This is a genomic window from Pelagicoccus mobilis (assembly GCF_016595505.1).
In the GTDB taxonomy this organism is placed as follows: domain Bacteria; phylum Verrucomicrobiota; class Verrucomicrobiia; order Opitutales; family Opitutaceae; genus Pelagicoccus; species Pelagicoccus mobilis.
Genome location: NZ_JAENIL010000078.1, coordinates 1 through 23035, shown reverse-complemented (window position 1 = coordinate 23035; position 23035 = coordinate 1). Strand labels below are relative to the sequence as shown.

The window sequence follows — 23035 nt, the reverse complement described above, 5'->3', positions numbered from 1 at the left end:
TGGCTTGTGCCACGCTCGCCTGAGAGTTGGTACTGTTCCGGGCTTAGTTTACCTTCTTGACCGAGCTGAGGTCGGTCGAGGTGTCGAGTAGTCCGATCGCGCCTTTGTTGACCTTGACGAAGGCGACAAGGGCGGCGGGGTCGGAGAACTGTTTTGGCATGGTGCCGCGGCCGGAGAAGGCGAGGCGTTGCCAGTGGCTTTTAAAGCGTGAGTCGTTCATCTTAGTGTATTGCTCGAGGGCGGCGGTTGAGTCCGCGTTGTCCTTGAGCACGGCGATGGTGACTTCCGAGCCGCTCTCCCAGAATTTGCGTTTGCCGATGAGGTAGGCGGTAAGCGCGTCTGTATCCACGGCGTCTGGATTGTCGGCGTTTACGATGACGGCTGGAGCGGCTTGTAGTGAAACGGAGAATACGACCGCGAGCGCTGCGAGAGCTATCTTTTTTGCGAATGTCTTCATTTGCTTTTCGATGTGTGAGGTTGCTCTTGCTTAGAAGGTGTAGGTGCTCTTGAGGGCGAAGAGATTCCAGTTTTTGTTGTCGAGAACTGGGTTCTGGCCGAACTGGTTGAAGAGTCGGGCGGTGCCTTCCATGAGGTGGGCTTCCGCTTTCAGGGTCCACCAGCTCTTGACGTCGTAGCGGAGCGAGAACTGCAGGTCCTTGTGGTATCCTGTGTGAGGGATGGGGCGTGAGGATCCGTCGCGGTCCTTGGAGTCAGAATGGAAAGATACCCACATAAGGCCTGCTTCCCATTTGTCCAAAAAGCGGCGAGCTCCTCCGATATACCAAGCGTCCGAATTGCCGGAGCTTTGGCTGAATGTGGCTGGAGCGTTTCCTGCTTGCTGGGTTGTTGCGGTGGTGTTGTTGGTGTTGAGGTATTCGGCGATGAAGGTCCAATCGCCGACAAAGTACTCTGCTGAGACGGTCCAGGCCTGGTTTTCGACGTCGGACTCAACTGTGAGCGGAGCTCCGCCCACGACTGGGATGTAGGCGGGGAAGTTGGCTGAGTAGTCGAGGTCGATGTTGCTGAAGTAGGAATAGGCGACTCCGGTACGTAGGCCGCTGACGGGAGTGTTCCACCATATTTGACCGCCGCGGACGTTGTCGGCTTCCGTATTGTCGATCGAGATGTTGTCGAAGCGACGGGAGAGAATGGTGCTGATGAAGCCGCCGAGGCCGCCGTCTTCGGAGAGGCCTGGCTTTCCGTAGTAGAGGCTGTAATCTAGGCTGTTGACTGATCCGTAAACGTTCACGCCGTCGAGGGAGGCGGAGAAGTCGCGATAGCGTGGATCGTAGATGCCGACTGGGAGCAATACGCTAGTGCGGGCGATATCGATATCTTGGATGTCGTTGAAGAGGCCGTTCGGCTTCTTGACGCGTCCGGCTCTGAGCCCGAAGGCTTGATTGAAGTTGTAGTCCGCGAAGAGGTAGTCGACTTGCAGGTCGTAGTTGCCGTAGGGACCGATCTCGAATGTGAAGAGCTGCCCGGTGATGGACGTACGATCCATGGGTGACCAGGTGGCTTTGACGCCTGCTTCCACGAAGTCGAGATCACCCTCTTCGGTGTCGGCGAGATAATTGTAGTGGGTGCTCTTGAGGTATCCGTGGCTGAGGAAGCCGTTGAAGGAGATATCGCCTCCAGCGAAGGCTCCAGTAGAGACCGCGCCGCATGCGGCGATAGAGAGTAGAGTCTGTAGTTTCATGAGTGGTGGATGTTTCTTGATTCGCCCTAGGCTGAAGGATTTTGGTCGTTCGTTGCAGATTCGGCCTAGATCGAGTGGATTCCTCTCTATCGGAAGATGGGGCGAATATTGAGGGGTGGAGCCCGTGTTTATGTGTAGGGGAGGGCTCGTAGGGGGTGATTAGCTCCCGTTTTACACTTCGGTAGATAGAGTTCCTCTGATGGGGTTGAGGAAAGCTCCCTAGCAGGATTGGAAGCTAGACGAAATCACCCCTTGGGGGACTGATTGGGAGCCTCTCGATCGTGTCGACTTTTGGTTAAGTCGATGGTCTTTAGCTCTTTATGTGAGGATTCTGGTAGGGCGTGGATTGACCTCGTCCTCGTTTGAGGAGACTGTTTCGAGGACTTGTGACGCGTTTGGACGTCTGCCTTAAACTCCAGAACTGGAGTGATTAACCCATCTGTTTGATGGCTTTTATGGGGTGGGTATTAACCCTTGTGCGGCTGGGGGAGCCGGAAGCTGAGGAGAGCGGCGCATAGTACCATGGCAGCTCCGGCCCAGTAGAGATTGCTCGAGCCAAACCACCAGAACACGAAGCTGGCGGCCAATGGTCCGATGGCGCGGCCGAGAGAGCCGATCGAGCGGAACACTCCGAGCGCTGTGCCTTGTTCCTTGTCGGAAACGTAAAGAGAGATGAGGGAGGTAAGGGTCGGGGAGCAGAGGCCGGAGCCGAAGGCCATGAAGCCAAGTCCGGTGTACAGGAGCCCTTGCGTGCTGGCAGCGGCGAGGGTGGCGAGTCCGATAGAGACTAGGATCAAGCCGGCGGCTGCGGTGCGTTTTTCTCCGACCTTGGGAGCCATGCGGCGTACGATGCCGCCTTGCACGATGATAAGGATGAAGCCTACGAAGACCATCATCTTTGTTATGTCGAGCGGCGTATAGCCGAAGCGTTCGACCCCAAGGAATGAAAGGGTGAACTCCATGCCGCTGAAGGCTAGGATGTAGACGAGATAGGCGAAATTGGTTTTGCGTACGGGGGCGGCTTGTGGGGCGAGGAGGCGCTTGATGGGGTTTCGCTCGGCGAGGTCATGGCCGCGTTTCTCGGGGGGGAGGGATTCGACGAAGCGAGCTCGGATCCAGAAGAAGTTGACGAGTGAGAGGACGACTGCCACGAGGGCGACGAAGGAGAAGGGGTTGATGCCGTAGGCTGCGAGCTCGGGCCAGGTTTCGACTGGGTTGAGCAAGGCGCAGGCGCCTCCGATGGCTGGCCCCGTGACGAAGCCGAGTCCGAACGCGGCGCCGATCATGCCCATGCCTTTGGAGCGATTTTCGCGGGTGGTGACATCGGCCACTGCGGCGGTGGCGACGGAGAGGTTGCCGCTCATGGCTCCTCCGATCAGGCGGGCGACGATGAGGAGGGCGAAGTTGCCCGAGAACATCCAGAGAATGTAGCTTAGGCAGGTGCCGAGCGTTGTATAAAAGAGAATAGGGCGTCGGCCGTACTTATCGGAGATGCTTCCCCAGAGCGGGGCGAAAAAGAACTGGAGTGTGGCGTAGAGGGAGCCGAGGACGCCGCCGAAGAGGACGGGGGTGAAGCGTTCGCTGCCGTCGGCTAACTGCGAAACGTGCCCCAGCTGTTCTAGCAGCCAGCCTAGCAGACCGTCCTTGCCATCGAGTTCGAGGTAGTAGTCGAGCATCGAGGGGAACAGCGGAAAGATCACGCTGAAGCCGACGAGGTCGATGAAGATCGTCAGGAAGATAACACCGAGGGATAGCCCCTTGGTGGAGGACTGGTGCGTTGGTTGGCTCAAGGGCGACGTTTATTGGCGTCGCGATCTTGGCAGGCAAGCGCAAAGGCGAGGAGCTGGGAGGGTTGCCTTTAGGAGGCGATGACAGCTCTGAGTAGAGAGAGCAGGTAGTCGAGTTCGCGAGGCGGGAGGTGATTGGTGACCCGAATGCTCCTATCGTCGGTTTGGATGAGGATGGCTTGTCCGCTGCGTCCGCTTAGCTTGGCGCGTCCGTTGCCCGAGCGACCGAGGAGGATTTCTTCGACCTTGTCGCAGGGCAGGCTCGTGTTTCGGTGGAAGAGCCAGCCTCGGGAATGGGAGACGATGGAGGAGTCCGCGAGGAGCGTTTGGCGAAACAGGAACATGCGGCCGAGGATTCCCAGTACGATGCTGCCAGGGATGGAGAAGAAAAAGAGCATGAAGAGGATGACGGGGAGGGGGAGCTGGGTGCCGTCCCGGAGTATCGGACGCAACACTACGAAGAAGGCGAAGCCCATGAAGCCGATTACGGGTACGATGCCGAAGAGCATGCCGAGGTTGAAGCCGGGAGGCGGGATTTCGACTTTGAGGCGGTCCCCGTCGAATTCTATTTTGGAGAGCAGTCGGTTTGGAGGTGGGGGGATGTCGGCTTCGATGCGTCCGGATTGGAGCCTCTGTTTCAAGTTGAGGTCGAGCTCGTCGGCTTGGCGCGTGCTCGTGCTTCCCTGGCTGGCGTCTGTCAGGGAGGTTTGGAGAAATTTGGCTAGTTCTTCTCCGAGTCGGCGGGCCTTTTGCAGGGAGCGGGAGCTTTCGAATTCTATATCGTCGTCTCCTGTGAGCTGAAGGCTGACTGGGTACACGCTGTAGCTGGAGTTTTTGGATTTGCGGATTTCGTGGGTGATGCGGACCCCGTTTTCTCCGTCGAGCGATTGGGTTTTGGTTTTTACTGGAATGAGGAGGCTCCATTGGCGGGTGACCTCTCCTTGTCGTTTGTCGACGGATATCCGGTAGCGGCCGAAAATGAAGGCGGATCCGACCAGGAAAAAGACGCTTCCGAAGGGCAGGTGGAAGTAGAGTGGAGCGTCGCTGGTAGACGAGAAAAGGGGGCCGAACATGACGGCGAGTCCGGCTATTGCGAAGGGAAGCCCGAAGAGGGCGAGGGCTCCTCCGCCTACCTTGTGTTCAAAGAGATGATCTTGGGATTCAGGTAACGGCATGGATTGGGTATCGGATCGGTTGGTGGGCGGGTTGAGAGGTGTCTTTGAGCCGTCTAGGTGCTCTCCAGTAAGCGCTAGGCTGAAAAGTTCATAATTTCTGCAGCCATTTCGGGCCGCCCGGAGTATATCTTGCGCTGTCTGAATTGCTTCACCTTTTCAAGACTCCTCTCGCAACTGTCCATTAGCCTTTCTTTATTAATAGATCATGAACACCCGTCGTATTGTTGTATGTTTTGCAGCGGCCGCTCTGTCCTTTCTGGCAGCCTCTGCAAGTGCCCAGCTCCGAACCCCTGCCGCAAGCCCGTTTTCGAGCGTCGAGCAGAAGGTCGGCCTAACTGATGTGAGCATCGAGTACTCGCGTCCGAGCATGAAGGGACGTGAGGTTTTTGGCGGCTTGGTACCATTTGGAGCGGTCTGGCGTACCGGAGCGAACCAGCCTACTAAGTTGACGTTTAGCGAAGACGTCGTGCTCGGCGGGAAGGATGTTCCCGCGGGAACCTATGCCTTGTACACGATTCCTGGGGAGGACGAGTGGACGATGATTGTCTATAAGAGCACTGAATTGTGGGGATCCTTTGGATACGATCAAACGAACGATCAGGCTCGTTTCACCGTTAAGCCGCAGCAGCTTTCCAAAGAAGTGGAAACCTTTACGATCGGAATCGACGGGCTTCGCAATGACTCCGCTACGGTGTATCTTGATTGGGAGAAGACCCGTGTGGCGTTTAGCCTGGAAGTGGACACCACGGCGCAAGTGCTTTCTCAGATCGAGGAACTGAAGGATAAGCCGGAGTTCCAGAAGGTGAACGTACTTTTCTCGGCTGGCACGTTCTATCACGAAGCGGGTATCGAGCTCGAAACGGCGCTCGAATGGGTGAGCAAGGCCTGCGAAAAGCGCAAGCAGCCAGCCTATTGGATGTACGCCCGCAAAGCCCGAATCGAGGCGGATCTTGGTCTTAAGGCAGAAGCGAAAGCGTCTGCGGAGAAGACTCTGGAGCTCGCGACCGCGGGTGGAAATCCAGACTATCAGAAGATCGCTAAAGAGATTCTCGCGAAGCTTTAAGCGTTTGGAGAGTCGCGACTCCTTGAGCAGTCGGGCTCAGTCTGCATAATCTCTGGAAATCGATTTCATGCGAATTCGTTCATCTCTCAAAGCGGCTCTAAGCTCGGTCGCGTGTGTTAGCGTCGCATCGCTTATGTTTGGAAAACCTGTCTCTGCTCCGGAGCCTCAAACCGGATCGGAAATTCTCTGGTCTATCCAGAAATTGGATACTCTGGGGCGTGCTCTCTACGTTGCCGCCCATCCGGATGACGAGAATACCAGTTTGATCTCCTATCTGTCGCTGGGGCGGAAGTACGATACCGCGTATCTTTCGCTGACTCGAGGGGACGGCGGGCAAAACTTGATCGGACCGGAATTGCGCGAGAAGCTGGGGGTGATACGAACCCAAGAGCTTTTGGAAGCTCGAAAGATCGATGGAGGGAAGCAGTTTTTTAGCCGGGCGAAGGACTTTGGCTATTCGAAGCATCCGGATGAGACTTTCCGAATCTGGAATCGCGAGGAGGTGCTTTCTGATACTGTTTGGGTGATTCGGCAGTTTCAGCCTGATGTGATCATTACTCGTTTCAATTTGCAGCCTGGGTATACGCACGGGCACCACACCGCTTCTGCTATCCTAGCGGTGGAGGCATTTGAGGCCGCTGCGGATCCAACGCGTTTTCCGGAACAGCTCCAGTATGTGGATACGTGGCAGGCCGAGCGCGTGGTTTGGAATGCCAGTAGTTGGTTCTTTCGCCGCGGTGGAAATCAGTTTGATGCGGACGACTACGTGAGCGTGGATGTGGGGGGCTTTAATCCGCTGCTGGGAAAATCGTACAACGAGATCGCCTCCCGCAGCCGCAGCCAGCACTTGAGCCAGGGATTTGGAGCTCGTATCGATCGCGGTTCGCGAACTGAGTATTTTCAAGATGTTGCTGGATCGCCGATGGGGGAAGATATCTTCTCGGGCGTGGATACTCGCTGGTCGCGTGTCGAGGGTTCGAATACGGTGGCTCGCAAGGTTTCTGAGATTATCAGTGGTTTCGAAGTTACCGATCCTGCGGCTTCGGTACCCGCGTTGCTCGAGCTTCGTGATGAGCTTTCTGGTTTGGAGTTGAACGAATGGGCGAGCCGGAAACGGGCCGAAGTCGATGCGATTATTCTAGCTGCGATTGGCCTGGATATGCGAGCATTGACGGGCTCGCCGTATGTGGCGAATGGCGAGGACGTGAGCTTGGTCCTGGAGGCGGTCAACCGTTCGGACCTGGACGTGAAGGTGAGTTCGATCGCTTTTCCGTTTGCGGGTGTGGAAAGCTCGGAGAGTTTTGATCTAGATTTTAATCAACGTTTCGAGAAGCGGTTCTCGGGGGTGATTCCAGCGGATGCTCCGCCGCCTCAGCCCTATTGGTTGAGGTCTGAGGGAAGCTTGGGTATGTTTGAGGTTGAGGACCAGATGCTGATTGGCAATCCCGAGAACGAAACCTCGTTTTATGCGAGTGTTGGGCTTTCTGTGGGCGGCGGGCAGATCGATGTCAAACTGCCGTTGGAGTACCGAGAGGTCGATCCAGCGAAGGGGGAGAGTATCAAGCCGGTGCTGAATCTGCCAAGCGCGGCGGTTGTCTTCGAAACGCCCGTTAGCCTGTTCCCGAATTCTCAATCCAGAATTGTAGAAGTGAAGGTCTCTGCTCTTTTGGATGATGTGGCGGGTGAGCTGTCGCTTGAACTTCCAGTTGGCTGGACAGCGAATCCGATGGTCCAGAAAGTGGATACGATTGGTAAGGGAGGGACTCGTGTCTTTTCGTTTGAAGTTAGCCCAAGCGAGCGATCGGAAGAGACTGAGTTGCTCGCTGTCTTGAAGAGTGGCGGATCGATGCTTGCCCAGTCCGTCGACCAGATCGAATACGAGCACATTCGGGAGCAAATGGTTTTTGCCCAAGCGAGCACTCGGGCGGTAAGCCTAAAGGTGGCCCGGGCAGGGAGTCGTGTTGGATACTTGCCAGGGGCAGGCGATAGCGTAGCCGATAGTATACGGGAGATCGGGTACGAGGTTGTTGAGCTTTCTGTGGATAGCTTCGATCCTGAATCGCTGGTTGGTTTGGATACGGTTGTTATTGGTATCCGCGCGTATAATACAGTCGAGGCGATCGATTCCATTTTGCCGCATTTGTTCAAGTTTGCTGAGTTGGGTGGCACCGTTATCGCCCAGTACAACACGTCTCATCGCTTGAAAACTGACACGGTTGCTCCTTACCGCCTGAGTCTCTCTCGAGATAGAGTGACAGACGAGTTCGCTGAGATTACCGTGCTCGATCCGGAACACCCTGTGATGAATACACCCAACGCGATCGGGCGTCGTGATTTCGATGGTTGGACTCAGGAGCGAGGTTTGTATTTTCCGAATTCGTGGGATGACGCGTTTCAGCCGATTTGGTCGATGAGCGATCCGAACGAACCGAAGCGAAAAGGGAGTTTGCTAGTCGCAGAACATGGGGAGGGGTACTTTGTGTACACGGGTATCTCTTGGTTTAGACAGCTTCCTGCAGGCGTGCCGGGAGCGTACCGGATTTTTGCGAATCTTCTGTCTCTCGGACATGAAAACTTGGATACGGCGAAACTCTAGAGTGCGATGACTGATCAGAATACAGAGAGCAAGGACGATACCCAGCCCCCCGTGTTTGGTAGTTGGCGGCGCGTCTATTGGTTTGTGGCCATTTTCTTCGTTGTTGAGGTTGTGGCCTTCTATTTGATCACCCAGTACTATTCGTGAGCGCCATAGATTACATCGTCCTTCTCGCCACGTTGCTTGGGATTTCGGCTTACGGAATCTGGAGAACCCGACAGAACGCTGGCTTGGATTCCTATCTCAAGGGAGACGATAGCATAAAGTGGGGAACGATTGGCCTCTCGGTCATGGCGACCCAAGCGAGTGCGATCACGTTCCTTTCAACTCCTGGGTTGGCGTATGACGAAGGGCTTCTGTTTGTGCAGAACTACTTTGGGATGCCTTTCGCCATCATTTTTATATGTATCTTTTTCATACCGATCTATCGTAGGTTGAAAGTGTATACAGCTTACGAGTATTTGGGGCGCCGGTTCGACGCGAAGTCGCAATACTTGGGAGCAACCTTGTTTTTGGTGCAACGAGGGCTTGCGGCTGGCATAACGATTTATGCTCCAGCAATCGTGATTTCCTCACTGCTTGGTTGGAATCTGAAGCTGACCATCCTTCTGGTGGGATTGCTTGTCATCGTTTATACCGTTTCTGGAGGGACGAAAGCAGTCAGTATCACCCAACGTTATCAAATGGCGGTGATAATGGGTGGCATGTTCATCGCGTTTGGGATGATATTCAGGGAGTTGCCCGATAGCGTTTCTGTCTCCGAAGCCATTTCAGTGGCGGGAGCTCTGGGTAAGATCAATCCGGTCGATTTGGAGTTCGACCTGAGTGAGAAGTACAACATCTGGTCAGGAATTCTAGGCGGCTTCTTTCTCAGCCTTTCCTATTTTGGAACAGACCAATCGCAGGTGCAGCGTTACCTTGCTGGGTCCTCGACCAGTGGAAGCCGATTTGGTCTTCTCTTCAACGCGGTGGTTAAGATCCCGATGCAGTTTTTTATTCTGTTCGTCGGGGTCATGGTTTTTGTCTTCTATCAGTTCGAGAAGCCTCCAGTTTTCTTCAACACGGATACAGTAGCTCGGCTGAACGAAACCGAGTTCGCTGATGAGTTTCAGGTGCTCGAAGATCGTTACGATTCTCTCGTTGAGGAACGGTCCGAAGCGGTGATGGCTTTGGCGGAGAGCTTTGAATCGGATGACGATACCTTGATTGAAGCTGCAACTGCTAAGGCGGTAGAGTTGGATACTCAATCAGCTGCGGTTAGAGAAGAAGTTAAATCTCTGATCGACAAATCAGAAATCGGGATGAAGGCGAAGGACTCTGATTATGTGTTCATCACGTTCATTCTGAATTATTTGCCACAGGGCTTGGTCGGATTGATGATCGCGGTGATTTTTTCTGCCGCGATGTCCTCGACTGCATCCGAGCTGAATGCTCTCGGTTCGACTACAATGGTCGATTTCTACAGCCGAATAAGGAGCAAAAAGCATGACGAGGCTCACTATGTAAGAGTTTCACGGATACTCACTGCGAGTTGGGGGGTGATTGCCGTGGTGTTTGCTCTGTACGCGAGTTTGGTGTCCAACCTTATTGAAGCGGTTAACAAGATCGGGTCGCTCTTTTATGGGGCGATTTTAGGAATCTTTCTTGTGGCGTTCCTTTTCAAGAGAATCAGTGGGAACTCTGTTTTCTATGCCGCTCTTCTTGCTCAGGCAATTATCTTTCTATTGAATTGGTATTCATCGATTGCGTACCTCTGGTTTAACCCGATCGGATGCTTGTTGGTGATTGTTTTCGCATTTATTCTGCAGTTCACCGTATTTGCAAACGACAAGAAGGAGGTCGTGTCGTGAGTGAACCGGTGATCGCCTTTGGCCAGCAGCCGAGTGGTTTCTTTCCGAAGCGTTTTCTTGTATCCAAGATTTGGACAGCGAAACGCTTGCAGAAGGAGATGGGGGGCGAGGTTGTGTTTTTCTTCCACGATTGCGACCATGACCCGAGAGAGACGCAAACGAAGTTGCGTAGTTTGCGGGACGGTTCGCTTAAATCGATGAACTTCACCTTCGAAAACAAACTTCAGAAGAAGTTTAGTCCGCTTTATTTTAAAAGGGTGGATCCAGCTTGGCAGGCCAATACGGCTCGGCAGTTGCCAAATTACGTGAAACCGGAACTCGTTGAGCTTTTCAAATCGATAAAGGCGGACAATGTGGCGGACTTTTGCTTGGAGATGTATCGAGGCATGGGGCTGCTAGATGGGGTGCGAGTCGAGCGATCTGGGGATGCCGCGTTTCGAGAAAAAGCGATCTCGGTAGACGACTTTTTCGTGGATGTGGAGTTTGAGGGCGAGGTGGTTCGCGCTCGGAAACATGGGGACGGCTTCGCGTTGCATCAGGGCGGGCCAAAGTTTCTTGAAGTTCCGGTAGCGGATTTCGGGAAGAAAGACGTCACGCCGACGAGGGATACGAGGTTAGGGTGGATGCAGTCAGTGTTGCGCTGCACTCACTATGTGGCCGGGGCAAGTGAGATTAACTATTTGAATACGGGCGATGCTCCGGAAATTGAGTTTGTAGAAAGAGACCCGATCGACAGGTTGGACGAAGCATATGTCGGAGAATAGACAAAGATCGATTCTAGTTTTTGGAGCGCACCCGGATGATATCGAGTTCGGGTGCGGCGCTGTTTTGCTGAAAGAAGCAGGTGAAGGGGCGCGTATCCATTTTGTGATATGCTCGCGTGGCGAATCGGGGACTAATGGGAGCCCGGAGCAGCGTGAAGTAGAGTGTCGTACGGCGGCCGAGCTTGTGGGGGCGAGTATTGAGTTTCTGGATTGCGGAGGGGATAGCCGTATCGAATCCACCCGAGCGATCGCCATGATGTTTGCGGGCGTCATTCGCGAGCAGAAACCTGACTTGCTGCTAGCTCCGAGTTTGGTGGAGAACCAGCATCCGGATCATTGTTCCGTGGGGAGAGCTGTGCGTGACGGAGCTAGACTTGCTCGTTATGCCGGGATTGAGGAGTTGAAGACTAAGGAGGCGCATGCCATCGAGTCGCTGTTTTATTATGCGATCACTCCAGGGGCAGAGCCTGTGGGAGAGACGGCCTTAGTGATCGATGTCTCGGAGCAGATCGATTCCTGGCGAGGGGTGATGGCTTGCCATGCGTCTCAGATGAAAACGCGACGTTATCTCGAGCTGCAGGTTTCTCGATCGAGGACCTTGGGGCTTCAAGCAGGGGTTGAGTACGCTCAAGCCCTTTGGGCAGGCGATGCGCTATTTTTGGATAGCTTGAATTCGGTGCCCCGCGGCATTCGTCTCTTCTAGGTGGACTCCAGCCGAAAGCTTAAGATTGGGATTGCCTGTTATCCTCTTGTAGGAGGCAGCGGGATATTGGCCTCTGCTCTGGCGATGGAGTTGGCTGCTTTGGGGCATCAGGTCCATGTGTTCAGCTATGCGAAACCTGTCCGGCTCGATGTCGAGATGCCAGGAATCCATTTCCACCCGGTTTCAGTTTCAAAATATAAGCTTTTTGAATACGCGGACTATACGCTGCCGTTGGCGGTCAAGATTGCCGAGGTAGCCGACCAGGAGAATTTGGACATTATCCATGCCCATTATGCGGTGCCGCATGCGACGGCGGCCTATATCGCTAAGCGGATGGCGAAGCAGGACAAGTTGCGGATCGTGACCACCTTGCACGGAACGGATACTACCTTGTTGGGGCGCGACTCAAACTACCGTCGGGCGATCGAGTATTCTTTGCAGCACTCGGATCATGTGACCACAGTGTCAGACAGTCTTCGACGGGATACGGAGGAGATTTTCGACGTGGGGAAGTCGGTTGAGGTCATACACAATTTTTATACGCCGGGGATTCCGACAGTTTCGAGGGAGGAAATGCGAGAAGAGTTGGGGCTCGGGGATCAGTTTACGCTGTTTCACGCGTCCAATCTGCGTACGGTCAAACGTGTGGACCTCCTGCTGGAATCGGTAGCGAAGTGCCGTAATCGGGATCGAATCAAGCTGGTTATCGTAGCGGGAAATTCGTTTGAGGAGCACCAAAAGAAAGTGGAGACGCTGGGGCTCGAGGATAACGTGGTTGTCCGTGAGAATGGGTATCCGATCGAGAACTACATCGAAGCGAGCGACTTGGGAGTTTATACGTCTCAAACTGAGAGCTTTTGCCTGAGTCTTTTGGAGGGGATGTTCCTTTCGAAAGCGTCGATCGCGTTTCGGGTTGGAGGGATACCGGAAGTGATGGAGGAAGGCGTTTCGGGGCTCTTGTGCGAGTTTGGGGATTGCGAAGCGATGGCGGAAAAAATTGACGCTTTAGTCGAGGATCCGCAGCGGGCGGTTCGCATGGGAGCTGCCGCTCGCGAACGTGCGTATGCTCGCTTCACTGCCGGCCGAATCGTACCTAAGTATTTGGAGTGCTACGAACAAACACTTGCAGTAGAAGCGTAGCTTCTAGGTGGCCAAAAGCGCTCAATTTGTAAAAGTTATATCTGTGCTCGCCATCTGGTTTTCCCTAGTTTGAATCCGAACTGATGGCCCCTTCGGATTCGTGCACAACCTTTGAACAGTTAAAGAGAGAGATCCTCGCTTTTGCTGATGAAAGGGACTGGGGGCAGTTCCACACCTTGAAGAATCTCAGCGTAGCTCTCGCTGGTGAAGCGGCGGAATTGATGGAGCCGTTTCAGTGGCTTGAAGGGCAGCAAAGCTTCGACCTGATGGATGACGAGGCCAAGCGCGAGGCGGTGGAAGACGAGTTGGCTGACGTTTTGATCTACGCCCTCCAGTTTGCGAACCAGGGTAAGATCGATGTGGCGTCCGCGATTCGTCGAAAAATGGGTAAAAACGCGCGTAAGTATCCGGTACACGCTAGTAAAGGGAACTCGGTGAAACGGGGGGTAGACAGAGAGGACGTATGATAGTCAGACGGGACAAGAGCGTATCGATCGAACATTTTGGCCAGAGCCTAGACGAAGTCGCCTCAAGTGAAGGCGTGCGGTTCGTGCTGATTCTGGCGTGCGACGCGAACGATTATTCTCCCGAGGCTATTGATCCGATTTTGAAACGTCAGACGGTTCCCTTGATTGGAGGCGTATTTCCGGCGATTCTCTCAGGTAGCGACCGTTGGGAGGAAGGCTTTGTCATCGTAGGCTTTGACCAGGCTGCCAAGGTGCGGACTGTGACAGGGCTGAGCGATCTGGACGCCGATTTCGAGAAGACTCTGGAGTCGATCGACGTCGATTTGGCGAAGGCCAAGACCTTGATGGTTTACGTGGACGGGCTTTCCAGTCGCATCAACGCTCTGGTGGAGGAGTTGTTCGCGGTCTTCGGTTTGGAGGCGAACTATATTGGAGGGGGAGCGGGGTCGCTCTCCTTCGAGAAGAAGCCGTGTGTTTTCACCAACGACGGGTTGAAGGCGGATTGCGCGGTGATCGCGTTTGCGGAGCTGGAGGCGGGCATTGGCGTTTCGCACGGATGGCGGGAGCTGGCGGGGCCTTTCGAGGTGACCGAGGCGGATCGTAACAAGGTGGTTTCGCTTGATTGGAGGCCGGCTCAGGAGGTGTACCAGGAGACGGTGCGTTCTCAGGCGGGGGCCTCTTTCGAAGGGGTTGAGTTTTTCGAAGTGTCGAAGGGCTATCCGTTCGGCATCAGCAAGCTGGGGTCGGAGAAGATCGTGAGAGACCCGATTTCCTTGGATGAGGATGGTTCTATCGTTTGCGTAGGCGAAGTGCCGACGAACGCCTTTGTGCACGTGCTGGCAGGCGATCCTGAAAGCTTGATCGGGGCGGCGGGAGAAGCTCTGCGGCGGGCCGAGGAGCTTTTTCGGGGAGAGCCTGAATCGCGCGGCATCTTGCTGATCGACTGTATCTCGCGACTCCTTTTTCTGGGGGACCGTTTCCGCGATGAGTTAATTGCCATGTCTCCGGATGGAGATGTGCCGGTGTTTGGGGCGCTCACTTTGGGTGAGATCGCCAACAACCGTAAGGACTACCTCGAGTTCTACAACAAGACGGCGGTGGTCGGAGTCTTGCAGGGCTGATGCCTCTCAAAGCGGAAGAGATTCAGATATTTTACGAGATCTCGATGTCGATCGGCAGCGAGCTTGATTGCCGGTCTATGCTGAAGGAGGCCTTGGGCAAGTATTTGAGGAAGCTCAATCTTTCGGCGAGCTGTCTTCTGAGAAAAGTCGCGACCGGGGAAGGGAAATTCGCTTTCGAGCCTTATTACCGTTTGCCGAAAATGTCGGTGCTCAATCGAGCGTCCCAAATGGTGGAGGCTCGTATCGATAGCGAGTACGACCAAGCGGGGATAGCGAGTCTGCAAGCCGAGTTGCCTTTTACGGTGGAGAGTTCGGCCGGGGAGAAGGCTTACTTTTTCGATCTGCCTGATTTTGGAATTTTGGTTTTGGTTAAGAGCGAGGGATCCCTGCGGCAGAGCACGGTGAGGTCGCTTGCTCCGCTTAACCGGAAACTTGCTCACGCTTTGAGCGCCTGCCTGCAGAAGGAGGCTTTGAGTCGAAGCGAGGAGCGTTTGGAGAAGGCGAACGAGCAGCTCCAGGAGTGGAACACCGATAAGCTCTCCTTCATCCAGTACATCTCCCATGAGCTCAATACGCCGCTAAACTGGATAGGCAGCCTGAACATGATCGAAGAGGAGACCCTTTCGCCCGATAGCCAGCGCTGCGTGGAGTTTGTTCGAAAGGGATTTTTAAGAATTTCAAAGCTGGCCCAGCTCGCGTCGGACTACTTCGAGAAATCGCGCCTGAACTGGCCAGGGCAACCGACCCAGGTCTTGCTCGCTGCTTTGCGGGAGGAGTTGCGGAGCCGCTTCGAGTCCAAGGCTCAGGTCAAGGGAGTGCCGCTTACCTTCGAGGGCGATTGGAGCGGTGAGCTTTCTCTCGACGCGAAAGGCTTGCTGGAGGTTTTGGAAAGCCTGATCGAGAACGCGGTTGGGTTTAGCGATTTCGGCGAGGCGGTTAAGGTCGAGTTGGCCAAGGGTGGCGAGACGATCCGGTTTCGCGTTGAGGACCAGGGGGTTGGCATTGAGCCGAACCTGCAAGGGGCTATTTTCAAGCCCTGTCAGATTCCGGAGCACAAGCGTACTCCAGGAGGGTATGGGTTCAGTTTGCCCTGTGCCCGCTTGATTTGCGAAGCCAACAAATGGAGCCTGAAAGTCGAGAGCGAGGGGCTGGGCCAAGGTTCTTGCTTCGAGCTAACTCTCTGAGTTCGAAGAGGCTCGGAAGGGGATCCGAAATTGGATTTGAATCTCTCCTCGCTTCGCATTGACAGGGGGGTGCGAGTGGCATTTTTTCCGAATTGCGACTGGCGAAGCAAAGGCGGGATTGACCGCTGGGAAGCGGTTCGGTTCTATCGCGCGCCTGGGTAGAACTTCTTTCAACAAAACCGCATTACGCTTCCATAAAATCATGAGTGTTTCCACTGCCACGCCACTGCAGGACTATTTGTCCTACCGTTCCGCCGATTCCGTTTCGCCAGCCATGGTTAGCTACTTGGCTAGCTTGCAGCAGGTTGCCGAGGTTAACCCCTCCATCGCTGCCTCTGTCGTAAAGGAGCTCGAAGACCAACGCAGCAACCTGAAGCTCATCGCTTCCGAGAACTTCACGTCTACCAATACGCAGGCCGCTATGGGCAACCTGCTCACCGACAAGTATGCGGAAGGTTTTGCGGGCGCTCGCTACTATGCGGGCTGCGACAATATCGATGACATCGAGTCGGAAGCTTGCCGTCTCGCTTGCGAGCTTTTCGAAGCCGAGCACGCCTACGTGCAGCCGCACTCTGGCGCGGACGCGAACATGATCGCGTTTTGGGCGATCCTTCAGGCCAAGGTCGGCGTTCCTACTTTGGAAGAGCTTGGAGAGCCAAATCCTGCCAAACTTTCTCGCGAGGACTGGAACAAGGTACGTGCCGCGATGGGCAACCAGCGTTTGCTCGGTCTCGACTACTACTCTGGCGGTCACCTCACGCACGGCTACCGTTTCAACGTTTCCGCTCAGACCTTCGACGCGTACAGCTACTCGGTTGATCCCGAAACCGGTCTGCTCGACTACGATGCGCTCGAGAAGCAAGCCGAGGAAGTGAAGCCGCTCATTCTGCTCGCTGGTTACAGTGCGTACCCACGTAAGATGAACTTCCGTCGCATGAAGGAGATCGCCGACAAGGTAGGCGCGGTTCTCATGGTCGACATGGCCCACTTTGCTGGTTTGGTTGCGGGTGGCGTCTTCGAAGGCGACTACAACCCGATGCCGTTTGCGGATGTCGTGACTTCCACGACTCACAAGACCCTCCGTGGCCCTCGTGGCGGTATTGTTCTCTGTAAGAAGGAATTCGCTGAGTTCGTCGACAAGGGTTGCCCGCTGGTTATCGGCGGTCCTCTTCCGCACGTCATGGCTGCCAAGGCGATCGCATTCCAGGAAGCGCTCAAGCCGGAGTTCAAGGCTTACGCGGCCAAGGTTGTCGAGAACACCAGCGCTCTCGCGGCAGCGATGATCGAGGAAGGCCTCACCATCGCGACTGGTGGTTCCGACAATCACCTCTTGCTGATCAACGTAACCAGCTTCGGCCTCAACGGTCGCCAAGCGGAAGCCGCGGTACGTGAAGCGGGTGTGACGCTCAATCGTAACTCCCTGCCTTTCGACCCCAATGGTCCGCACTACACCAGCGGTCTTCGTGTGGGCGCTCCAGCGGTGACCTCGCTCGGCATGGGCGTTGAGCAAATGAAGGAGATCGCCTCCATCTTTAAGCTTATCCTTTCCAACACCAAGCCAGCGACCATCCAGAAGGGCAAAAACGCCGGTAAGCCAAGCAAGGTGAAGTTCGAGCTCGCCGACGAAGTAAAGGCGGAAGCGAAGTCTCGCGTGAAGGCCTTGCTTGACGAGTTCGTGCTCTACCCGGAAATCGACCTCGACTTCCTCAAGTCGAAGTTCTCCGCGTAGCGGGTCCGATACAGTTTCGAAATTAAAAAAGGCGCGTCCCGTTTGCGAGGGACGCGCCTTTTTCTGTTTAAAGTGATTTATTGGGAGCGATCAGGCGTCCGTTAGGCCTTTGATTTTGCCGGTGATGGCAGAGGCGTCTTCGGACTTTGTTATACGCCCGACTTCTTTTCCGGTGGCTGGATCGACGAGAATGATGAATCCGGTTTTCAGACCTGTGCTCTTGTAGATGTCGCCGAAGCCCATGGCTGCTGCGGTCATGCCTGCTTGGTGCTGGGTGACTTTGTTCGAGACGTCGAGCTTCACGAGGAGGAAGGGCGACTTTTTCAGATCGCCAGCGGCGTCATCCATGGCGGGGTCCAGCTTTTTGCACGCGGCGCACCAGGAGGCGTGGAAGTAGAGTCCCACGAGTTTGGGTTCGACCAAATCGACTGACTTGGAAAAGGCGGGACCGGCGAGGAGTAGAGCTGCGACAAAGGTGAGCGCGGATTTGCTAAGCGTGTTCATAGTTTAGATAGGTGTTTAGGGTTCGATGAGGGCAACGACCCGCGGAGCGCTCCAATTGCGTCAAGAAATTGTGACAACTCGATTGGTCAACCGATGAACGGTCCCCAAGCAGGCGACAGGCTCTAGTTGAAATTACTTAAATTTCGTGGGTACACGTAAAACCCGTTCAAGGTTCTCCCTGAGGGACCGATCCAATGTGAGGCCAAGCTCCACACTTGGTCGCTTATCCCATCAGTTATTTAATGTTCACACGACTCAACAGACTCCTAGTCCTAGGTGTCGCTGGATGCTTTCCAATCCTTGCGGCCAGCGCGGACGTTTACACCACCGAGAGCGGAACTGCCTACGACGGGCAGATCGTGAAGGTCTTGGACAATACTGTGTACTTGAGAGTCGGGGAAGAGCGAGTTGAAGAGAAGCTCTCCAAGTTCGACGCGGATTCAAAAGCGGCGATCGAATCTTGGATCGAAGCGAACCCGCAGTCGGTAGACGTCTACACAAAGTGGGACGTGCAGCCCCGCATCGTTTCAAGCTCGATGCCCAATTTGCCCGAGCAGTACCTCGCCGAAGAATTTAAAGGCATGGTTTCGGTCGACCTCGTTCTAAACGAGAATGGCCAGGTAATCCACGCCTCTATCAAGAAATCAACTCATGCCGATCTGGAAGCCCCTGCGTTGGACGCGGCTAAGACTTGGATTTTCGAACCCGCCAAAGTGGGCGGCAAGATGGTCAAGTCTAAGCTCCGAGTCCCATTCCGGTTCGTTAATACTCCACCGCCTCCTGCAGAGGAAGCGGAGCCGACCGCATAGGAGATCTTTGTATCCTAAACACCACTACCGAAAACCGCATCACTCAGTAAAATATAACATCCCACCTGTAACATGAGCTCAATGTCACTCGCCAAAAAAATTGGTTTCACCATTGCGATCGCGCTCACCTTCTTCGTGGTACTCGCCGTCGTTTCGTACGTCGCAGTATCAAACCTCAACAACTCTTTCGGAACGTTCTCCGAAAGCGTAGAGGAAGGAAACGCTGCCGCAGAAAAGGTAAACACCGCACTTTCGATGCGCGGCAACATCGCCGAGTATCTCACCTCGAACAATCCGGAGCACGTCGCTCATCACAAAGAGATGTACAGCGAGCTCGCCGGCGACCTTGATAAGTTCGCGGCTCAGGCAGAAGACGCGACCGCTCGGGCAGCTCTTGGTGAAGCGCAAGAGTTGATGGATGGATACAACGACGCTTTCAACTCGATCGTCGATCTGAAGGACAAGCAAGCGAGACTGCTCAGCGAAGTCGTTCAGCCAGGCGCTCAAGAGATCAAGGATCTTCTCAAGGAGATGCTCGCCGCCGACCAAGGCAAGGGAGACATCGCTGGAGCGTTTGCCACCTCTTCCGCTTTGCAAAGCATGTTCGAAGCTGATTCCGCTATCAACCGGGTGATCGTTAAGTACAACGACACGGACATCGCCCAGGCGAACGCTATGGTGTCCGAGCTCGGTTCGAAGCTTCAGACTCTGAAGGAAGACTACGACATGAACGTAGATTTCGACGAGAGCCTTAAGGATGAGCTAAAGGAAAGAGTGCTAGCCCGCAGCCTTGAAGTTTCCGCTGAGTTTTCGAATGGGGTTGCCGATCTCGCTTCTACTCTAAAGCGCATCGAGGAAATCAATAACAACGACTTGCTCCCAGTTGGCCCGAAGTTCGTTGAGAAGATCGAAATTTTCGAAGGTGTGATCGCCGCTAGCCAAGAGACCCTCAAGGATGACGCGGAGAGCCTCCAGGCAAGTGTTAACCTCTCGGTGATGATCATCAGCCTAGTGGGCCTTTCCATTGGCGCTGTTGGCGGATGGATGGTTGTCCGTGGCATTACACGCAGCATCGACGAAATCGTAGGTCGTCTCCAAGGTGCAGCTGCTGAAACGCTTGTTGCCTCTGAGCAGGTATCTGCGAGCAGCGAGTCCCTCGCTCGTGATTCGTCGGAGCAGGCCGCGTCGATCGAAGAGACCAGCTCGTCTCTTGAAGAGGTCAACGCCATGACCGAGAAGAATGCAGCCAACGCGGAGAACGCGAAGAAGCTCGCTGGCGAAGCTCGCCGTGCGGCTGAGTCTGGCGCAGAGTCGATGAAGGACATGATCACAGCGATGGAGGACATCAAGGAGTCTTCCGACAACATCGCTAACATCATCAAGACCATCGATGAGATCGCTTTCCAAACTAACATCCTCGCTCTTAACGCCGCGGTTGAAGCGGCGCGTGCCGGCGAGTCTGGTGCAGGTTTCGCGGTTGTTGCGGACGAAGTTCGCTCTCTCGCTCACCGTTCTGCGGAAGCAGCTTCGATCACTGCTCAGAAGATCGAGAATTCAGTTCAGAAGTCCGAGCGTGGTGTGGAAATCAACCAGCGTGTTGCCGAGAATCTCCAAACCATCGTGGGCCACACCCAGAAGATGGACGAGATCGTGGGCCAAATCTCCGATGCGTCTGCCGAGCAGAACCGCGGTGTTGGCCTGATCCAAACCTCGATCAACAACATGGACAGCGTGACGCAGCGTAATGCCGCGGGTGCTGAGGAAACAGCGTCTTCCAGCCGTGTGCTTCTCGAGCAGTCGAACAGCATGCAAAACACGATTCAGGATCTTGTGGCAGTGGTGAACGGAGGCTCCGGTTCCGCTCCAGCGGTCGTTGCCCATAGCGCTCCGAGTGCAGTTGAAAACGCGTTCGATATGCCAGCTGCTCGTGCTCCACAGGCTCGCCAGCAGAATCAGGCGGTCAAGGACGACGCATTCGCTGACATGTGGGATAACTAGTCCTGCTGAGATCACTTAACTTTCTAGACGCGTTCCTCTACGGGACGCGTCTTTTTTGTGTCTGGTTGAAGATTCGAGGAGGGAGGCCGAAGAAGAGTATGGAACTCCGTTATGCCTTTATGAAAACCGCTCTGGTCTTACTCTCGCTCGCTCTTATAACGTCTGTCTTTGCTCGGGATGTGTATGAATCTTTGCAAGCGGGAGGGAAGACTTACACGCAGGTGATGGTGCTTTCCGCCAACGAGTCTTCGTTATCCATCAAGCACAGCCGAGGCATCTCGCAGATCGCTCTTGCGGACCTGGCTCCAGAGCTGCAATCGAAGTATGGATACAGGGCATCTGCTGACGCGGCGCGAAATCGGAAGCTGGAGCAAATGCGTCGAGTGCAGACCGCTGAAGCGAACGAGCGCCTGCAGGCGAAGGTGAAAATCGCTCAGTCTCGTTCCCGTGCCCAAGCAGCTACTGCGTCTCCTAGCGTAAGGAGCGCGTTTGCTCGGTTTGGAGTGGATCCGCATCTTTCTTCCGAATTGGATCTGCGCCCGAGCTTTCGTGGTCACGGAATCAGTATCCGGAAACAAAGAGGTCCTAGTTGCTCGGTTCATGCGATTGCAGCCGCTCTCGAATACCAGTTTGCTGAAGAGAAAGGGAAGAAGATCAATGTCTCTGAACGCTATCTTGTGGAGGCCACTTCCAAAACTCTCGGTAGGCAAACGAGAAACGACATGGACGCGGTCAGCGGGGGATCTGGGGCTGTGGAAGAAGGTTTTTCTCTCGAACAGGTGTTTCAAGCCATACGTGGGCACGGGCTTGCTCTCGAGGTTCCGAACGAAAAAGGGTATCCTCAAACCTCGTTGCCAAAGGAGTTCGAGAATATCAATTTTAGCCCGTTTCAGATTCCTGGAGCGAAGACTGAAGCTGGAGTGGGAAACCTGATACATGTGTTGAATGCTAAAATGCCAGTCGTTGTAGGTGTTGGTTGGCCTAATGGCATGCGAGTGCGGAATACGAGTGTGTTATCGAAGCAGCCGCCTGCAGACGGTATTGGACACGCGGTTACAATCGTGGGCTACCGTTGTCCGACTGGGAAGATCGAAGATACTAAGTTCATCTTTCGCAACTCTTGGGGCCCTCGATGGGGGGCTGGCGGTTACGGGTTCTTCACTTACGAATACCTTTTGAAGAACTTGTGGAGCAGCTATGTCGTGGAGCTGAGGTGACGGTAGGACTCGACGGCTCGGCGAGCCGTATTATCAGAGTTAGAGTCCTGTTTATGTTGGGAATAACGGACGGCCCGGCGGTCCGTCCCTACCTTTCAAATTCCGTATCGTAGTGTTCGATACAGTTTGCCCAATCGTAGTTCGCCATTTTTTCTCGAAGTGGACTTGGCTCCTTCCAGGTGCCAGATCGAATGAGTTCGCTGAGCCGGTCCACCGCTTCTTCCGGTGTGTTGAAATAGAGTTCCGGATATTCGCTTGGAGATACGTGGTCGGGGTAGGCGAGTCGGTTTGGTAGAATTGGGTGGCAGCCGCAGTAGATGGCCTCGACGACGCTACCGCCGAAGAAATCTTGTCGCGAGGTGACTGGGAGAATATCGGCTTTCCAAAGCCAACGTGCGTACTCTTCGAATGTATCCGCTCTGCCGTACGAGATGATTCTGCGGCCTAGTTTCTTGCGCGCGTGATTGAAGTACTCGGGCTCTTCCTCGAAGCGTTCGCCGAGCAGGGCTACTTCGAAATCGATGCCGCGATCTGCGAGAGCGAAAAGCAACTGGCAGAAGCCTTTTGGGTTCTTGTCGTATTCCCATCGATGGTTCCAGAGAAGCAGGGGGGCCTTGTTGTCGGTTCGTTCCTGAGGTTTGCACGAGTCGAAGCCTGAGAGGTCCATGCCGAGGGGAAGAGGGGTACTTTTTCTGGAGATGCCCGAGATCGTTTCCTTGTTTTGGAAATCGGGGTAACGATCGAGAAAGGCGGGAAGGGCGTTTACGAAGGCGTCTCGGTGGTATTTGGAATTATAGTACACGTGGTCTGCGGCGAGAGCGGTGGTGTAATTGATGAACGCGTAGTGAAGATCGCGGGCTTTTTTGACATCGGCGTCTCGTGGAGACCAGGGGTAGCAGAGCTGGTTTTCGTGGAAGTAGGCCGCGGTGCGGGTCTTGGCGTAGCGGCTACGGACTAGAGAGAGAAAGACCGCGAAGTCCAGCATGTCGGTCGCCAGCAGCAGGTCGTATTGGGTTTCCCGAGACAGGAGTTCGTTGGCAAGGGTAACCGCGGCTCCGTGCATGCGCCACTTCCAGCTACGACCGGGGAGGGTGATGAGATCGATTTGGTGGCGGGAGTTTTTTTGGAGCTCCTCGGCCCAGCGCTGGTGCGAGCCGGTGAAGAAGGGCTCGATGAGGGCTATTTTGAGGGGAGGAGGCATATTCGAGGTAGCGCGGTGCTTTAGCCCG

At 54.7% G+C, this 23035-nt stretch carries 20 protein-coding genes and 1 riboswitch; of the genes, 14 read left to right on the top strand and 6 right to left on the bottom strand.

Translation table 11 applies throughout. The features are described 5' to 3' along the window. Positions 1-43 precede the first annotated feature (43 nt). From JIN87_RS25545 to JIN87_RS25530, 4 genes are all read right to left on the bottom strand, one after another. Positions 44-457, bottom strand: a complete 414-nt coding sequence (locus JIN87_RS25545) for a hypothetical protein (RefSeq protein WP_200359057.1) — start codon at positions 455-457, stop codon at positions 44-46. A gap of 30 nt (positions 458-487) precedes the next feature. Continuing rightward, positions 488-1699: a hypothetical protein gene (locus JIN87_RS25540; protein WP_200359055.1), complete on the bottom strand. Its 1212-nt coding sequence runs from the start codon at positions 1697-1699 to the stop codon at positions 488-490. A gap of 467 nt (positions 1700-2166) precedes the next feature. Then, positions 2167-3489, bottom strand: a complete 1323-nt coding sequence (locus JIN87_RS25535; RefSeq protein WP_200359053.1) for an MFS transporter — start codon at positions 3487-3489, stop codon at positions 2167-2169. A gap of 68 nt (positions 3490-3557) precedes the next feature. Next, positions 3558-4661, bottom strand: a complete 1104-nt coding sequence (locus JIN87_RS25530; RefSeq protein ID WP_200359051.1) for a hypothetical protein — start codon at positions 4659-4661, stop codon at positions 3558-3560. A gap of 205 nt (positions 4662-4866) precedes the next feature. Here JIN87_RS25530 and JIN87_RS25525 point away from each other — a divergent pair, with 205 nt between their 5' ends. The 11 genes from JIN87_RS25525 to JIN87_RS25475 all read left to right on the top strand — a co-directional run bounded on the left by JIN87_RS25525 (position 4867) and on the right by JIN87_RS25475 (position 17278). After that, on the top strand, positions 4867-5724 hold the full coding sequence (locus JIN87_RS25525; protein WP_200359049.1) for a DUF2911 domain-containing protein: 858 nt from the start codon (positions 4867-4869) through the stop codon (positions 5722-5724). A gap of 67 nt (positions 5725-5791) precedes the next feature. Next, complete coding sequence (locus JIN87_RS25520) at positions 5792-8320, top strand: PIG-L family deacetylase (RefSeq protein WP_200359047.1); 2529 nt, start codon at positions 5792-5794, stop codon at positions 8318-8320. 6 nt (positions 8321-8326) lie between these two features. Then, entirely contained in the window at positions 8327-8467 is a 141-nt protein-coding gene (locus JIN87_RS25515; protein WP_200359045.1) for a hypothetical protein, read from the top strand. Further along, a complete protein-coding gene (locus tag JIN87_RS25510; RefSeq protein WP_200359043.1) occupies positions 8464-10170 on the top strand; it encodes a sodium:solute symporter family protein in 1707 nt (568 codons plus the stop codon). Before JIN87_RS25515 ends, JIN87_RS25510 begins: the two co-directional genes overlap by 4 nt. Further along, on the top strand, positions 10167-10934 hold the full coding sequence (locus JIN87_RS25505; RefSeq protein WP_200359041.1) for a hypothetical protein: 768 nt from the start codon (positions 10167-10169) through the stop codon (positions 10932-10934). The genes JIN87_RS25510 and JIN87_RS25505 overlap by 4 nt, the downstream gene beginning before the upstream one ends. Continuing rightward, entirely contained in the window at positions 10921-11637 is a 717-nt protein-coding gene (locus JIN87_RS25500; protein WP_200359039.1) for a PIG-L deacetylase family protein, read from the top strand. Before JIN87_RS25505 ends, JIN87_RS25500 begins: the two co-directional genes overlap by 14 nt. Next, positions 11638-12777 carry an N-acetyl-alpha-D-glucosaminyl L-malate synthase BshA gene (bshA, locus tag JIN87_RS25495; protein ID WP_200359037.1) on the top strand — a complete coding sequence of 380 codons (1140 nt, stop codon included), beginning with the start codon at positions 11638-11640 and terminating at the stop codon, positions 12775-12777. An 83-nt stretch (positions 12778-12860) separates the two neighbouring features. After that, the gene (locus JIN87_RS25490; RefSeq protein WP_200359035.1) at positions 12861-13244 is read left to right on the top strand and encodes a nucleotide pyrophosphohydrolase; all 384 of its coding nucleotides are present in this window, start codon (positions 12861-12863) and stop codon (positions 13242-13244) included. Beyond that, a complete protein-coding gene (locus JIN87_RS25485) occupies positions 13241-14365 on the top strand; it encodes an FIST signal transduction protein (protein WP_200359033.1) in 1125 nt (374 codons plus the stop codon). The genes JIN87_RS25490 and JIN87_RS25485 overlap by 4 nt, the downstream gene beginning before the upstream one ends. Next, positions 14365-15549, top strand: coding sequence for a sensor histidine kinase (locus JIN87_RS25480; RefSeq protein ID WP_200359031.1), 1185 nt, complete (start codon positions 14365-14367; stop codon positions 15547-15549). Before JIN87_RS25485 ends, JIN87_RS25480 begins: the two co-directional genes overlap by 1 nt. 84 nt (positions 15550-15633) lie before the next feature. Next, positions 15634-15716, top strand: a riboswitch (ZMP/ZTP riboswitch). 35 nt (positions 15717-15751) lie between these two features. Continuing rightward, entirely contained in the window at positions 15752-17278 is a 1527-nt protein-coding gene (locus JIN87_RS25475; RefSeq protein WP_200359029.1) for a glycine hydroxymethyltransferase, read from the top strand. A 90-nt stretch (positions 17279-17368) separates the two neighbouring features. Here JIN87_RS25475 and JIN87_RS25470 read toward each other — a convergent pair whose 3' ends face one another. Beyond that, positions 17369-17782 carry a TlpA family protein disulfide reductase gene (locus JIN87_RS25470; protein WP_200359027.1) on the bottom strand — a complete coding sequence of 138 codons (414 nt, stop codon included), beginning with the start codon at positions 17780-17782 and terminating at the stop codon, positions 17369-17371. Positions 17783-18024: 242 nt separating this feature from the next. Here JIN87_RS25470 and JIN87_RS25465 point away from each other — a divergent pair, with 242 nt between their 5' ends. The 3 genes from JIN87_RS25465 (at position 18025) to JIN87_RS25455 (ending at position 21806) form a co-directional block, all read left to right on the top strand. After that, the gene (locus tag JIN87_RS25465; RefSeq protein ID WP_200359025.1) at positions 18025-18591 is read left to right on the top strand and encodes an energy transducer TonB; all 567 of its coding nucleotides are present in this window, start codon (positions 18025-18027) and stop codon (positions 18589-18591) included. A gap of 81 nt (positions 18592-18672) precedes the next feature. Next, positions 18673-20589 carry a methyl-accepting chemotaxis protein gene (locus JIN87_RS25460; RefSeq protein WP_200359023.1) on the top strand — a complete coding sequence of 639 codons (1917 nt, stop codon included), beginning with the start codon at positions 18673-18675 and terminating at the stop codon, positions 20587-20589. A 119-nt stretch (positions 20590-20708) separates the two neighbouring features. Beyond that, a complete protein-coding gene (locus tag JIN87_RS25455; protein WP_200359021.1) occupies positions 20709-21806 on the top strand; it encodes a C1 family peptidase in 1098 nt (365 codons plus the stop codon). An 88-nt stretch (positions 21807-21894) separates the two neighbouring features. Here the strand turns inward: JIN87_RS25455 and JIN87_RS25450 are convergent. Next, positions 21895-23035, bottom strand: a 1141-nt coding sequence (locus tag JIN87_RS25450; RefSeq protein WP_234033618.1) for a tRNA-queuosine alpha-mannosyltransferase domain-containing protein, incomplete at its 5' end; no start/stop codon positions are given.